Annotated in this window: 12 protein-coding genes; 6 read left to right on the plus strand and 6 right to left on the minus strand. The window is 63.5% G+C overall.

All coding sequences use genetic code 11. The features are described from left to right. Nucleotides 1–46: 46 nt before the first annotated feature. The gene (locus FVE66_RS06930; protein ID WP_241673068.1) at nucleotides 47–1,681 is read left to right on the plus strand and encodes a thiamine pyrophosphate-dependent enzyme; all 1,635 of its coding nucleotides are present in this window, start codon (nucleotides 47–49) and stop codon (nucleotides 1,679–1,681) included. Nucleotides 1,682–1,703: 22 nt separating this feature from the next. On the opposite strand, the gene FVE66_RS06935 is transcribed toward FVE66_RS06930, so the two are convergent. Next, the gene (locus FVE66_RS06935; RefSeq protein WP_151446678.1) at nucleotides 1,704–2,006 is read right to left on the minus strand and encodes a hypothetical protein; all 303 of its coding nucleotides are present in this window, start codon (nucleotides 2,004–2,006) and stop codon (nucleotides 1,704–1,706) included. A 199-nt stretch (nucleotides 2,007–2,205) separates the two neighbouring features. Here FVE66_RS06935 and FVE66_RS06940 point away from each other — a divergent pair, with 199 nt between their 5' ends. Further along, nucleotides 2,206–2,502 (plus strand): hypothetical protein, encoded by a 297-nt coding sequence (locus FVE66_RS06940; RefSeq protein WP_151446679.1) that lies wholly within the window; start codon nucleotides 2,206–2,208, stop codon nucleotides 2,500–2,502. A gap of 147 nt (nucleotides 2,503–2,649) precedes the next feature. Continuing rightward, complete coding sequence (locus FVE66_RS06945) at nucleotides 2,650–3,126, plus strand: cytochrome C (RefSeq protein WP_151446680.1); 477 nt, start codon at nucleotides 2,650–2,652, stop codon at nucleotides 3,124–3,126. A gap of 208 nt (nucleotides 3,127–3,334) precedes the next feature. On the opposite strand, the gene FVE66_RS06950 is transcribed toward FVE66_RS06945, so the two are convergent. Next, nucleotides 3,335–4,807: a TIGR03013 family XrtA/PEP-CTERM system glycosyltransferase gene (locus FVE66_RS06950; protein WP_241673069.1), complete on the minus strand. Its 1,473-nt coding sequence runs from the start codon at nucleotides 4,805–4,807 to the stop codon at nucleotides 3,335–3,337. A 370-nt stretch (nucleotides 4,808–5,177) separates the two neighbouring features. On the opposite strand from FVE66_RS06950, the gene FVE66_RS06955 reads away from it, so the two are divergent. From FVE66_RS06955 to FVE66_RS06965, 3 genes are all read left to right on the plus strand, one after another. Beyond that, nucleotides 5,178–6,458 carry a nucleotide sugar dehydrogenase gene (locus FVE66_RS06955; protein ID WP_151447233.1) on the plus strand — a complete coding sequence of 427 codons (1,281 nt, stop codon included), beginning with the start codon at nucleotides 5,178–5,180 and terminating at the stop codon, nucleotides 6,456–6,458. Nucleotides 6,459–6,528: 70 nt separating this feature from the next. Then, nucleotides 6,529–7,161 carry an XrtA/PEP-CTERM system exopolysaccharide export protein gene (locus tag FVE66_RS06960; RefSeq protein WP_151447234.1) on the plus strand — a complete coding sequence of 211 codons (633 nt, stop codon included), beginning with the start codon at nucleotides 6,529–6,531 and terminating at the stop codon, nucleotides 7,159–7,161. Nucleotides 7,162–7,191: 30 nt separating this feature from the next. Then, complete coding sequence (locus tag FVE66_RS06965) at nucleotides 7,192–9,348, plus strand: hypothetical protein (protein ID WP_241673073.1); 2,157 nt, start codon at nucleotides 7,192–7,194, stop codon at nucleotides 9,346–9,348. Here FVE66_RS06965 and FVE66_RS06970 read toward each other — a convergent pair. From FVE66_RS06970 to FVE66_RS06985, 4 genes are read right to left on the minus strand one after another with little or no spacing between them, the layout of a single operon-like run. Then, nucleotides 9,284–10,660, minus strand: a complete 1,377-nt coding sequence (locus FVE66_RS06970) for a putative O-glycosylation ligase, exosortase A system-associated (protein WP_151446681.1) — start codon at nucleotides 10,658–10,660, stop codon at nucleotides 9,284–9,286. The genes FVE66_RS06965 and FVE66_RS06970 overlap by 65 nt on opposite strands. A 19-nt stretch (nucleotides 10,661–10,679) precedes the next feature. Next, nucleotides 10,680–12,173, minus strand: a complete 1,494-nt coding sequence (locus FVE66_RS06975) for an oligosaccharide flippase family protein (protein WP_206668724.1) — start codon at nucleotides 12,171–12,173, stop codon at nucleotides 10,680–10,682. After that, nucleotides 12,170–13,447, minus strand: a complete 1,278-nt coding sequence (locus FVE66_RS06980) for a glycosyltransferase family 4 protein (RefSeq protein ID WP_151446682.1) — start codon at nucleotides 13,445–13,447, stop codon at nucleotides 12,170–12,172. Before FVE66_RS06980 ends, FVE66_RS06975 begins: the two co-directional genes overlap by 4 nt. After that, nucleotides 13,444–14,679 (minus strand): TIGR04063 family PEP-CTERM/XrtA system glycosyltransferase, encoded by a 1,236-nt coding sequence (locus tag FVE66_RS06985; protein WP_151446683.1) that lies wholly within the window; start codon nucleotides 14,677–14,679, stop codon nucleotides 13,444–13,446. Before FVE66_RS06985 ends, FVE66_RS06980 begins: the two co-directional genes overlap by 4 nt. Nucleotides 14,680–14,689 lie beyond the last annotated feature (10 nt).

Consider the following 14,689-nt stretch of genomic DNA (forward strand, 5'->3'; position numbering starts at 1 on the left):
GCGACTTTTCTTTTCGGCTCCTGCCCCACGACTTCTGGTCCTTCAATTGAACACTTCTTCCCACGCATTCATTTCCGTCCTTGCCGACAATGGAATAGACCGCATTTTCCAGGTGCCGGGCGAGAGCTACCTCGGCCTGCTGGACGCGATCGCGGATTTTCCGCAGATCGACCTGGTCACCTGCCGGCATGAAGCAGGTGCCGGCTTCATGGCCTGCGCCGACGGCCGCCTGACGCGCCGACCCGGCGTGGTGATGGTCAGCCGCGGTCCCGGTGCGACCAATGCCTCGATCGCGGTGCACACTGCCCAGCAGGACGCGATACCCCTGATCCTGGTAATCGGCCAGATACCGAAGAAGGACCTGCGGCGCGAGGCTTTCCAGGAGATCGATTATCACAAGATGTTCGGCTCGATCGCGAAATGGGTGGTTGAAGCGACCGATCCTTCGCAACTGGCCGAGATTGCTTTCAAGGCGGTGCGCATCGCTACTTCCGGCACGCCCGGACCGGTGGTGATCGCCGTGCCGGAGGACGTGCAGCAGCAAGCCGTGCCGGCGGTCCACTACGTCGCCCGGCCCAATGCCCCGGTCACCGCGACCGCCGAGACCATCGCGCAGATCGAATCCCTGCTGCAGCGCGCCGAACGGCCGCTGGTGATTGCCGGCGGCGCCTTCGACCAGCCCGGCGGGCGCGAAGCCTTGCTGGCGTTCGCGCAGGCATGGCAGGTGCCGGTGGCGGTGTCGTTCCGCCGGCACGACGTGTTCCCGAACAGCCATCCTCTATTTGTCGGCGACCTGGGCCTGGCAAATCCGCAGCGGCAGATCGAGCAGTTCGCCAGCAGCGACCTGATCCTTGCGCTCGGGACCCGCTTCGACGATGTCACCAGCCAGAATTACAGCTTCCCGGCATTGCCGCAGCCGGCCCAGACCTTCGTGCACTGCTATCCGGACCCGCACATGGTCGGCCTGCATTTCGCGCCGACGATCGGCCTGGTTTGCGACCCGGCGCCACTGGTGCGGGCGCTGACGCCAGCCACACCTCCCGCTGTCCCGGGCGTGCGCCGCGCATGGGCCGCTTCGCTACGCGCCACGCAGCAGGAAATAGCGGCCTGGCCGCAGCGCCGGGAGGATGATGGCGTGGTGTTTTACGAAGTGGTGCGCTCGCTGGCAGCGCAAGCGCCGGACAACATCCATGTTTGCCTGGATGCAGGAACTTTCGCGGCGCCGGTCTACCGGCATTTTCCTTTTGTCCATCCACAGCGCCTGATGGCGCCGCTGGCCGGCGCCATGGGTTACGGCACGCCGGCTGCGATCGCAACCCAACTGCGCCATCCCGAAGCCCGCGTGGTCTGCATGGTGGGCGATGGCGGCTTCATGATGACCGGGAACGAGATGATTGCTGCCGTCGAGCGCAAGCTGCCGATCCTGTTCATCGTGTCGAACAACGCCTGCTATGCGTCGATCCGTATCCACCAGGAACGTTCCTATGACGGGCGGTATCCGGGGACGTCCCTGTTCAATCCCGACTTCACCGCGATTGCGCGCGGCTTCGGCATGCGGGCGGAAACGATCACGGACGAGACAGGGATAGACGCGGCCATCGCCCGCGGGCTAGCGGCCAGGGAGCCCTGTTTCATCGAGGTGAAGACCAGCCTGCAAGCAGTGCTACCGGTAAAAAAATAATGATGCGGTACGGCTTGCCTGGCTAGCGCCTCTGGCGCGGCTCGGTGTCGTCCGGAAGCGGGTAGTCGTCCGCGCCCCAGGCATCACCTTTCATCACGATGACCAGCACGCAGCCGACCGCCATCGTAATCACGGCCAGAACATCCACCATCGCGATGCCCGCAGCGATGAACAGGCCCACTTGCCAGGCCGGGTCGAAATACATCACCAGCAGTGCGAAGATTGCGGGCACAGCCAAGCCGCCGATCAGCAGCGACGGCAGCATCCGGAACAGTGCCCGCTCGCGGCCGGGCGGGAAGGGGTGGGAATCCGGTAGTTTGTGCATGATGGCTTTGGGGGGTATCAATGAATCAGGCTAGGCGCTGGGACGAGACTGCGCAATGTCAGACCCGCACCGATCCTGCCATGGCGTTGGAAAAAGCAGAAGGCTTTTGGCGGCAACGGCGCGAAGTAAATAACTGATATCAATGATCAGTGGGGGTGGAGAGGGTGGGGGCGGCGGCGCCTTGCACGACAGGCAAGGCATGCATCCGGGAATTGTCGGTCCGGGGGAAACACCCTATCATTCCGGTTTTACCGATCCTGAAGCGCCTGTCATGAACCTTCGTTCCATTGTCCGCCTTGTGCCGACCTCCATGGGCGGCATCCTCAATGCCATCTGCATGGTCTACTTCTTCCAGCGTGGGGGTAACTGGATCTTTCTCGGTGTGGCGCACGGCGTGATGGTGATCGTGCTCGGTTATATCGCTGCGCAAAAAGCCAAGGCCAGGGACGCACGCGAGGCCGGCGATGCGGCCGCGCCGGGCGAGCAGCAGCATTGATCATTGGTCAATGTTGCAGGGATCTCCGGGGTAATGCCATTGGTGGAATGTTGAGAATTCTCAATAAAATGCTTTTCTGAAAACAGGAATTCAGGCAATTCCCGCATCATCCATCGGAAACATTCCTCGTCCTGGAAGGAGAATCCGATGGTGCGTTTTGCTCGCTCTGCACTGTGCGTTGTGATTGCCGCTTCGACGCTGGCCCACGCTGCGCCCGGCAAAGAAAAATCCATCGCCCGCGGCCGCTACCTGGTCGAGATCAGCGGCTGCAACGACTGCCACACCCCGGGCTTCGCGATGTCTGGAGGCAAAGTACCGGAAAAGGAGTGGCTCACTGGCGACCAGCTTGGCTGGCAGGGTCCTTGGGGCACGACGTATCCGCCGAATTTGCGGCTATCGCTGCAAAAGATGAGCGAACAGGAATGGATCAAGTTCGCCCGCACCGCCGAATTGCGCCCGCCCATGCCGTTCTGGGCCCTGCGGACAATGAAAACAGAGGATTTGCGCGCGATTCACCGGTACGTGAAGACGCTGGCGCCGGCCGGCGATCCTGCGCCGGCCTACCTGCCGCCGGGGCAGGAGGCGAAGGGACCGGTTGTGAAGTTTCCGGCTCCGCCGAAGTAGGGGCAGGGGCATTGACCCGCGGGTGAGTGATTTTTTGGTTTTGTTGCTTTGCGGCTTTTTGGCTTGCGGGCCAAACGAACCGCAAGCCAAAGAGCGAAAACCCATGAACCGCAAGCCAAAGAGCGAAAAATCGACTCACCCAAGGTCATGGGTAGCAATCAACCCTTGAAGGCGAGCGCGGCCACCGCATGCCGCCAGTCATCCCCCTTCACCTGCTCCCCTTGGCAAACAACACCACCTGCACTGTATCGATAATGATCAGCAGATCCAGGAACAGGCTCTGGTTCTTGATGTAATAAAGATCGTACTGCAGCTTCTGGATCGAATCCTCGACCGTAGCCCCATAGCGATACCGCACCTGCGCAAAGCCGGTGATGCCTGGCTTGATGCTGTGGCGGATATCATAGAAGGGAACCTGCTGGCTCAGTTGGTGCACGAAGTAGGGGCGCTCCGGCCGCGGGCCGACGAAGCTCATTTCGCCACGGAGCACATTGAAAATCTGCGGCAATTCATCGATCCGTGTCTTGCGCATGAATGCGCCGACCCTGGTCACGCGCTGATCTCCCGCCTGCGCCCAGGTGGGGACACCTCCCGCTTCGGCATCCTTGCGCATGCTCCTGAATTTCAGGACCATGAAGGACTTGCCCCTTTTTCCCACCCGCTCCTGGCGGTACAGGACCGGCGCGCCGTCCTCGATCAGTATGGCCAGCGCGGCCAGCAGCATCACCGGCAGCGTGACCAGCAGCAGCGTCGTGGCTGCAAGCAAGTCGACGACGCGCTTTGCCATCGCGCGCAGCATGTTCTCGCGGAAGCCGTCGCCAAAGACCAGCGCACTGGGTTGCAGGTAATCGATCTGGATCTGGTTCACCTCGCGTTCGAAGAAGCGCGAGATCGGCGTGATCATGATGCCGTTGATCTTGCATTCCAGCAGTTGGTGGATCGGAACATTCAGGCCGCGCCAGTTCTTCAGGGAAATGACAATCTCGTTCACATCGTATTTGCGCGCGATGCTCATCAGCGATCCCTGGTTGGGCAGCAGGAAAGCACCCGCGATCGAATTCTGGTCGTTCTGCAGCGGGAGAATCCCGACCACCTCGAAGCGTTCGGAAAACGCGTTGTCACCGCTCATTTCCATGCACTCCCGTGCCTCCTGCGAAGCGCCCAGGAACAGCACGCGCGACTTCAGGAAGCGAGATCTGAATAGATGGAAGACGACCAGGCGCAGTAACAGGATGGCGCTCAGGCTGAGCACGAAGCTCAGGCCCAGCACGCCCCGTCCCAAGTATAGATCCGGGAAAAGGTAAAAGGCCGCGACCGTCAGGCAGGCGCCAATCAGGAATGCCGGCGCCAGGCGAAGTATCGAACCGCGCAGGCTCTGCCTGGAATGCAGTTCGTAGACACCCAGGCCGGCCAGCGACAGTGAGGTCAGCAGTGCATATACCACCGCCGAAATGCCGAAGTTCGGAATACGCTCCACGAACTCGTGTGGGCTCTCGCCGAAGCGCAGGCTGGCCGCCAGATAGGTGGCCGCGACGAAAATCGACACTTCGAGCAGCAAGAGCAGCGTGGCGACTCTGGGCGTGAAGTGATTGAATATCTTGTACATGCCGCGCCCTTTGAGCACCGTTTTCTTGTTTTTCCGGTGACGGGTGTGGCTCCCTGATCGCGTCTTGCAATTCATGTCAGGGTTCAAGAATAGCGATTGAAGAAGCCAGTCCTTTGATGCCGGACAATCGGTCATCGCATGATTGTGCGGTCAACGACTCTTGGCATGTTCAAGCCGAAACTTCGCCTTGCGCATTCAGATCAGTCCGTGATCCTTGTTCCCGCGTCATCCCATGCTGACCATGGTTTGAAGTAGATCATGGAGCGACTCCACATGATCGGGCGATGATGTTCGTGCGACTAAAGAACAAGAAAACAAAAATCGCACAAGCCAGGGGGCATGGGGATGTTCGTGCGGAGGAATTTTGTACACAAGCCTAGGTGAAAGTACTGACCCGGGTCCTGGCGGCGAGGCGCAGTTCAGCGCCTCAGGCGACATTCCCGGGATCGGCGTGGTCGCGGTGGTCGGACTGGGCTATGTAGGCTTGCCCTTGGCCATTGCGTTCGGCAAAAAGCACCGCACCGTCGGCTTCGATCTTTCCGAGGAAAAGATTGGACACTACCGAAGTCACTTCGACCCGGCCGGTGAAGTCTGCTGCGACGAATTCGAGGCCTCGTGCTGGCTCTCCGTGACCGGCGATGCCGGGGCGCTGGCGACCGCGGACGTGATTGTGGTTGCGGTGCCGACGCCGGTCGATGGTGCCAACAATCCGGATTTTGCGCCACTGATTGCGGCGAGCAAGAGCGTCGGCCGGCACATGAAGCGTGGCGCCGTGGTGGTGTACGAGTCGACAGTCTATCCGGGCGCGACCGAGGAGATCTGCGTGCCCGTGCTTGAAAAAGAGTCGGGCCTGACCTGGATGGAAGACTTCCACGTCGGCTATTCGCCGGAACGAATCAACCCCGGCGACCCGGAACGGACGCTGACTTCCATACTCAAGGTGGTGTCGGCCGACGACGCACCAACGCTCAAGACCGTGGCGGCGCTATACGGATCGATCGTCAATGCCGGCGTGTATCCCGTGTCGAGCATCAGGGTTGCCGAGGCCGCCAAGGTGATTGAAAACACGCAGCGCGACCTGAATATCGCCCTGATGAACGAGCTCGCCATCATCTGCGACAAGCTCGGCATCGATACCCGCGAAGTGCTGCAGGCCGCGGGGACCAAGTGGAATTTCCTGCGCTTCGAGCCGGGTCTGGTGGGTGGCCACTGCATAGGGGTCGATCCCTACTACCTGACCCACAAGGCGCAGGCGCTGGGATACCACCCGCAAGTGATCCTGGCCGGCCGCCGCATCAATGACGGCATGGCGAAATTCATTGCGGAAAAGACGATCAAGCAAATGATACAAGCCGGTTTTTGCGTCAGGGGCAGCGCTGTCAATGTGATCGGGCTGACCTTCAAGGAAAACTGCGCCGACCTGCGCAATTCCAAGGCGGCCGATCTGGTGATGGAGTTGCGCTCGTATGGCGTGGATGTCCATGTGCATGACCCGCTTGCCGCAGCCGCCGAGGCGCGCAGCGAGTATGGCATCGAGCTCGAATCCTGGGATCAGCTTCCGCGCGCGCGCGCCATGGTGATTGCCGTCGCGCATCGGGAAATTGCCGAACGCAGCATCTGGGATTTCGCTGAAAAGCTGGAAGACCAGGGCTGCTTCGTGGACGTCAAATCGAAATTCGATATCGATGCCTTGCGGACTGCGGGCTACAGCACATGGCGGCTGTGAGGATGCGCATGGGACTGTCTGCGGATTGGCGGTCATCAGTGGAGGCTATGCAATGAAGGCAATTGAGGCAATGAGGGCTCGTTCCGTACTTTTCCTGGCCTTGCGCCTGTTGTGCATCGCGTCGCTGGCGGCGCTTGCCGGATGCGCGTCGTCGAGCCGGCCGCTGGCGTCACAGGCGGCGGCGCCGGACGAGTACCGGCACGCCTATCTGATCGGGCCGGGCGACAGCCTGCACATTTCGGTCTGGCGCTATCCCGATATCTCGCTCAATGCGCCGGTGCGTCCTGACGGCATGCTGACCACGCCGCTGGTGGAAGACATGCAAGCCAGCGGAAAGACATCGACGCAGCTGGCGCGCGATATCGAAAAGGCGCTGGCCAAATTCATCAAGGATCCGGTGGTCACCGTCACGGTGACCGGATTCAGCGGGCCGTATGGCGAACAGATCCGCATCATTGGCCAGGCGGTCAAGCCGCAAGCACTGCCTTATCGCAACGGCATGTCGCTGATGGACGTGCTGATCGCGGTCGGCGGCATGACGCCCTTCGCGGCCGGCAACCGGGCGCACCTGATCCGCAACCAGGGCGGCAACATGCAGAAGGTCGATTTGCGCCTGAATGACCTGCTCAAGGATGGCGACCTGTCTGCGAATTTGCCGATGCGGCCGGGTGATGTGCTGGTCATCCCGCAAAGCTTGTTCTAGCTGCCGCTGAAGATGAGATATCGGGCGCTGATGAAATTGGCCAAATTGGCGAAATCAGCGATCTCGGTCGGGCTTGTACTGCTGGGCTGCCTGCTTGCCGCTGCTCCTGCCGGTTGCGGCGGCGGGGGCACATCGGGAACAGGGAACGGTGTTGCCAGCGCGAGCGGGTCCGACGGCACCGCAATTCCGGCAAATGCGACATTTCCCGACACCTTGCCATCCTTGCGCCTCACCAGCACTTCGGCCGGTGTCCAGCAGACGGTGCCGCTGACGGTGGGGCAGGCCTTTCCACCGGCGCTGCTGCAACCGGCCGACGGGCTGGTCGGTCAGATGAGCGATGGCAGCCAGGTTCCGGTGCAGGTCGACGCCAAGGCCACGCATGCGGATGGCAGCATCCGGCACGCGCTGCTGTCCACGGTCGTCCCGGCCTTGGGCCCGGGGCAGGCGCTGACGATGCAGCTCGCCAAGGGCGGCCGATCAAGCGCGGCAGCGGCCATCCCCGGGCCGCTGCTGGATGCCGGATTCACGGCCTCGGTCAACATCCTTGTCGATGGCATTGCCTATTCCGCTTCGGCCGATGCGCTGCTTCGCAGCGGCGGCTTCAGCACCTGGGTGGCCGGCCCCCAGGCGAGCGAATGGCTGATGTCCGCGCCTTTGACAAGCGCGGCGGGCACGGCGCATCCCCATCTGCAGGCGCGCTTTTCCATTCGCCATTATCCCGCCGCCAACCGGGCACGGGTCGATGTCACGGTCGAGAACGCCTGGGCGTTTGCGCCAGCGCCGCGCAACTTCACCTACTCGGTCCAGGTGCTGGTCGGTGGCCGGACTGTCTACGCCAATCCGCAACTGGTCCACACCCATCACGCCCGCTGGCGCAAGACATCATGGTGGGGAGGTGAGCCGGAAATCGATGCGGCTCACGATGCCGCCTACCTGATGGCCTCGCGGGCGCTGCCGCGCTACGACCCGTCGCTGCAGATATCCGGGGCCGCGCTGTCGGCCCTTGCGTCCGGCTGGACCGGGCCGAAGACCGAGCCGATGGGGGCGGGCCAGGCGAATCCGTCGATGCCGGATCCCGGCGGGCGCCCGGACATCGGATTGATCCCTGGCTGGGCCGTGATGTACCTGCTGAGCGCCGACCGGGGCGCCAGGGCCGTCACATTCGGCACCGCCGACCTGGCCGGCAGCTGGCCGATACACTATCGGGACCAGCAGACCGGACGCCCGGTGAGCCTGGCGAACTATCCTTACATGACCTTGCTCGGCAAGGACACGGACACCGTCAATCCGGCCACCGGAAGGGCGGAAGCGTTCCCGGCGTGTGGTGGCGACTGCAGCAGTCCCAACACCCCGGACTCACCACACCAGCCGGCGTTTTCATACTTGCCCTACTTGCTGAGCGGCGATCATTACCATCTTGAAGAGTTGCAGTTCTGGACGATGTTCAACCTGTTCCAGGATAATCCGGGCTTCCGGGAGGCGGGCAAGGGCTTGTTCAAACCCGACCAGGTGCGCGGCCAGGCATGGAGCATGCGCACGCTGGGCGAAGCCGCATGGATCACGCCCGACCAGGACCCGCTGAAGCTGCAGTTCGCCGGCTTCCTGTCGAACAATCTTGACTGGTACATCGCCAATTTTCCCGCCAATCCGAACGCCAACCGCCTGGCCATCCTCGACACCAATGAGTACGCCATCGAATATGACGGCGGCGTTGGCGTCGCGCCCTGGCAGGACGATTTCTTTACCTCCGCGATCGGGCGGCTCGACGAACTCGGCTTCGTCAAGGCCCGGCCGTTGCTGTCATGGAAGGCGACATTCGCGGTCCGGCGCATGACGGACCCGGGCTTCTGCTGGATTTTCGGCAGTAACTACACGCTCAAGGTGCGCGACTCGGCCAGCAGTCCCCTGTATCCGTCATTCTCCGAGGTCTACCGGGCCAGTGCGCCGGCGCAGGCGGGCCTGCCCTGCGGCGGTGCCGCCATGGCCGCCAGCCTGGGCCTGCAGCCGGGCGAGATGGTGGGCTTTTCCGCCACCAACATCGGCTATCCGTCCAACCTGCAGCCGGCGCTGGCGTATAGCGTCAACGCCGGCGCTCCCGATGCGGGCAGCGCCTGGGACGTCTTCATGAAGCGCCAGGTGAAGCCGGATTATTCCGACGGTCCCCAATTCGCAGTCGTGCCCCGGTAGGCCGCGCAGCCGGCCAGGCCGGTTCCGGCGTGGCGCCGCCATTTCGAGCCTCCATGGCCGCATCATCTCTTGCCTTGGCTGACATCTCCCGCTCCATCAGCGCGCGGGTCGCCACCAGCGCCGCCATCAGGAAATAGGGCACGTCGAGGTAAAGCAGGCTCAGGAAGGCGCCGCCCGCCGCATAGCCGAGCAGGCTGACCTGGAGCATCGAGGCCAGGCTGCGCGCCCAGCGGTACTGCTCGCTGCCGGCTGCATGGCGGATGATCCAGTTGGCGCAGCGCCAGGTCGCCAGCATGTACAACAGGACCAGGCCGAGCCCGACAAAGCCATGCTCGCCGAGCGCCTGGAAGTAAATGCTGTGGGCCACGTGAAGGTCATCCGGATTGGGGGCATAGATGGCGAACAACTCGGGCAGGTAGATCTGGAATCCACCGCCCACCAGCGGATGATCCAGGGCCAGGTTGTAAGCCATGGTCCAGGCGTTGATGCGTCCCATCGCCGATCCATCCTGCTCATAGAGATGGATGCCTTCCATGCGCGCCATCCATTCCGCCGGCATGAAGTTGAATGCAAACGGGAGGACGGCCAGGATGAACAGGAAAACGCCGGCCTTGTGGTGGCTGCGCAAGGCGAGCACGCCCACCATCAGGCCCATCGCGAGCAAGGCCCCGCGGGAGTAGGTTCCCAATATGGCTGCGAAGCACAGCAGCATCGCGCCGCTGAGGGCGTATCGCACGGTCCTGCTTTTGGTGGTGGTCTGCAGGTAGTGCATCAGCGGGATGGTCATCACCAATGCCAGCGCGATTTCATTGTTGTCCGCGATCGAGCTGAGTGGCGGCCCCCAGACCTTGTCCTTGCCGCCGGTGAGGATGGTGAAGATGCCACCCTTGACGCCGTAGAACCCGAGCGAAATGACGATGATCCAGATCAGTGCCTGCACATGGTGGCGATCCCGGATCAGGATCAGCGTGACGAATGTCATCAACATCACCTTCATCACGCGGTTCCATTGCTCGGGCACATCGGGCACCAGGGAGAAATGGGTGGTGACGTTCATCCAGAACACGAAGGCCAGCAGAAAAACGGTCACGGCGGTGAGCGGAAAGCGTTTTGGCACCGGACGCACCAGCAATGCCATCATGGTGACGCCGGCCACAATCGCCGCCAGCGGCCAGTCGGCGGCGACGCCATAGCCGAGGCGGTGCGGATTCATGACGCTGAGCCAGACCCACATGATGATGCCGATCCAGGGCCGCCACACGATCAGTGGCACCGATCCAAAGGTGATGGCAAGGACGAGCAGGTCTTTCATGGCCGGATTCCGTTCACGCTCATGCTCCCTGTGGCTTGAGGCGCAACCACTCCCTGACTTTTCCCAGCAGGTAGCTTTCCGGGCCGTCGCCACGCCCGCTCAGCAGCCAGAGTGCCAGGATCGCGGCAATGAATACGCCGGCTCCCAGCACCACCTTCCACAGCAACTGCAGGACGACCGGCATGCCCCCCGGCAACGGCAACATGGACAATGCAAGCCACATCAGCGCCGCGCCGATGCAGGGCCGCCAGACGGCATCCACCAGGTCCATCAGCCGCAGCGCCGGCAACTCGCGAACCAGCAGGAACACAAAGCTTGCCAGGCCGAGACCGGCCACGGCCAGCCTGAGCAGCGCGACGCCGACCGCGCCTTCATGGGGTATCAGCCACACGGCGCAGGCAAGGAACAGCAGCACTTGCAGCCAGGCATTGATGGCGACCACCTTCGGCCGTCCGATGGCCAGCAGCAGGCAGGCGCCGCTGGCGCTGATTGCGGTGGCGACGTTGATGACGCCCATGATCTGCACGAAAGGAATCGCAGCCTTCCACCTGTCGCCGAGCATGGCGGCCACCAACTCGGGGGCAACCAGGGCCAGGCCTGCGCCGGCCGGTATGCCGACCAGCGCCTGGATGCCGAGCGCGAGCAGGAATGTCTCGCGCAGCCTGGCAGGATCTTCTTTCTCCTTGACGAAGGCCGGCAGCAACACCCGTCCGATCGGCATCAGCAGTTCGGTGGAAGGCAGGGCGGCAATGTCGCTGGCCATGCTGTACTGGCCCATCATGCCGGTGCTCACGCGTCGTCCCACGATCAGGCGATCGGCATTCTCGTTGAGGTGGGCGCCGATGCTGCGCATCACGTTCCACATCGAGAACGAAAGGATGGCCCGGATTCCCGAAAAATCCAGGCGCGGCCGCATGGGATGCATGGCGTAACTGAGCGCCACGCCAGAGATGCGCAGCACAATCGTGCCGATCACCAGCGCCCAATAGCTCTGCAGAACCACGGCGGCGGCGAGGGTGACTGCGACGCTGATCACGCGTTTGTAAAAGAAGAAGCGGAAGTCCATGCCGAACTGCATGTTCTTCTGGAACGCGACAATCCCGATGTTCTCGAAGCCGGATATCAGGGTGGCGACGGCCAGCACCTGCATGACCGGACCGATGCGCGGATCGTGAAAGTAGTTGGCCGCCAGTGGAGCGCATGCCGCCACCAACACCGCGCCGATCACGAACTGGATCAGCCGCAGCGTCCATGCGGCGTGGTAGTCGCGGCGGGTGGCGCGCAGGTTCTGGACCAGCGTCGTCGCCACGCCCATGTCGAGCAGCACATCGATCAATTCGATCACCACCGAGGCAAGCGCGATGACGCCGAAATCCTCGGGCGCCAGCAGGCGCGCCAGCACCAGCGTGCTGAGCAGGCCCAGCAGGCGGTCGCTCCAGCGCATCGCCACCATGGTCGCGGCGCCGGCCGAAACCGACATCGCTTTCTTGTCTTGAGCCTCTGGCGGATTCATGGCCAGACTCGTGCTTGCGCTTCCGGCCTGCCTGGATCACCCGCCGCGGCCGGGGCGCCTTGTCCGCCGGCGAGTATGTGGCGGAACAGCGCCAGTTGCCCGGCGGTGGTGTCATCCCAGCCGAAGCCCTGCGCATGGCGCCGGGTCTGCTCCCGTGTCGGCAGGCACCGCCGTAGCGCGCGCACCGCCTGTGCGATCGCATCGGGGCTGCGCTGTTGCAGCAGGATTCCGGCTTGCGGTGCATTGACGACCTCGGGTGTGCCCGATACGTTGGTGGCGATCACCGGTGTACCGCAGGCGAGCGACTCCAGCAGCACGTTGGCCCATCCTTCGCTGCTGGAAGCGAGCACCAGCGCGTCCGCCGCGCCGTACACCTCGCGCAACTCCATCTGTGGCAAGGCGCCGAGGAAGCGGACGCGATCCGCTACCGACAGTTCGCGCGCGAGCAATTCCAGAGGGACTTGCTGCGGGCCGCTGCCGGCAATCAGCAATTGCACGCCTGGCAACTGCGCCAGCGCGCGTATCACCAGGTCGTGTCCCTTCAAGGGCACCAGGTGGCCGGCGGACAGCAGCGTAAAGCCCTGCAGCGCCAGCCCTGAGCGGACGCGGTTGCGTTCATCTTTGCACTCACCTTTGGGTTCGCCTTCGCCTTCACTATCTAGCGGCCGGAACACATCCAGGTCCACGCCATTGCGCAGCGGAACAATGCGTTGCGGGTCGACCCCCAGCCTGGCCAGTTCAAGCTTCAGCGCCTGGCATACCGTGACGACTGCACGCGCCCGTGCCGCCGCCCACAGGATCAGCCGGCGCGGCACTCGATAGCGCGGCAGCACATTCACATCGCTGCCGCGGGCGGTGATCACGACCGGCTTGTTGAAGTACTGGCCGAGCATGACCGCGGCCACGCCATCCGGATAAAGATAGTGGGCATCGATCAGGTCGAAGCCGCGCCCTTGATCGAGCAGGCGGCCGAGTACGGGCTTCATCGCGGCCGCCAGCATGAACGGTGCCAGTTCCATGCCGACCCTGGGAAGCAGCGGATAGCGCGGATGCTGCACCTGGAGCCCGAAGCGGACTTCTTCCCGCGGGACGCGGGCAAACCGCGCATAGGCGCCAAAGCGCTCGTGCCGGAACGGAAACCAGGGGACCGGCGCGACCACGCTCGCTTCAGCCTGGCCACTGGCGACCAACTGGCGCAGGCGGGTTTCGACGAAGATGCCGTGCTGCGGGCGCAGGGCATTCGGATACAGCGTGCTGAATGTCACCAACTTCATTGCACCGCCTGGTCGGACAGCTGTCCGGTCAGCTGCCCGTACACCTGCTGATAGCGGCTGACGCTGCGCGGCCAGTTGCGCTCGATTTCGACAAACTGGCGGGCGGCTGCGCGCATCGCATCCCAGCGCTCCGGGGCAGCCAGCAGCTCGCACAGGGTGTCGGCCAGCGACTGCACCTCGCCGGCCTTGAACAACCATCCGGTCAGCCGGTCTTCGATCAGCTCCCGGTGTCCGCCGACGTCGGAAGCGACCAGCAGCCGGCCCTGCGCCATCGCCTCCAGCGGCTTGAGCGGCGTCACCAGATCGGTCAGCCGCATCGGCAGGCGCGGATAGACCAGTACATTGACCAGGTCGTAGTAGCGTTGCACCTGGTCATGCGGCACGCGCCCGGTGAAAATGACGCGGCCATCAAGCCCCAGCGCGGCACTCAGAGTCCGCAGATGCGCATCCTGCGGACCGCCGCCGACCAGCAGCAATCTCAGGTCCGGATGGCGCTGCAGCAGCCGCGGCATGGCCTGCAACAACAGCGGCAATCCTTCGTAAGCATAGAACGATCCGATGAAGCCCAGCACCCGCTTGCCTTCAAGGCCGAGGCTGGCGGCCAGCGCCGGATCGGGGGCGGCGCCGGGTGCAAAATTCTCGATGTCGACCGCGTTCGGAATCACCGTAATGCGCTGCGCCGGTATCCCGCGCGCCAGCATGTCCTGGCGCAGCCCGTCGCAGATGGTGGTGACCGCGTCAGCGCGGCGCAGGGCAAAGCTCTCCAGCGCTCGCGACAGGCGATAGCGCGGTCCGCCCTCGCGGCTGGTGCCCTGGTCGACCGCGGCGTCTTCCCAGAACGCACGCACTTCGTACACCACGGGCACGCCGAAGCGCTGCCCGGCCTGCAGCGCCGCAATCGCATTCAATGCCGGGGAATGGGCGTGGATGACATCCGGCCGCAGCACCGGCACGATCTGCTGCAGACGCTTGCCGAGTTCGTGTATCACCGACACCTGGTTCGATAGTGGCAGGCGGGCAAGCAGGTTGGCTGTCGGCGGGGCGCGGAAGAACTGCCAGCCGTCCACGGTCTCCTCCTTTGCCCCATCCTCGCTGCCACGGCCTTGCTTCGGCCCGGTCAGATGGAAGGTCTCCCAGCCGCGCCGGCGCTGCTCCCGCAGTATCGAGAGCGTGCGGAAGGTATAGCCGCTGTGGAGCGGGGCTGAGTGGTCAAGCACGTGCAGGATGCGCATGGGTTGGTGC

The sequence above is a fragment of the Lacisediminimonas profundi genome (assembly GCF_008831265.1).
GTDB lineage: Bacteria > Pseudomonadota > Gammaproteobacteria > Burkholderiales > Burkholderiaceae_D > Lacisediminimonas > Lacisediminimonas profundi.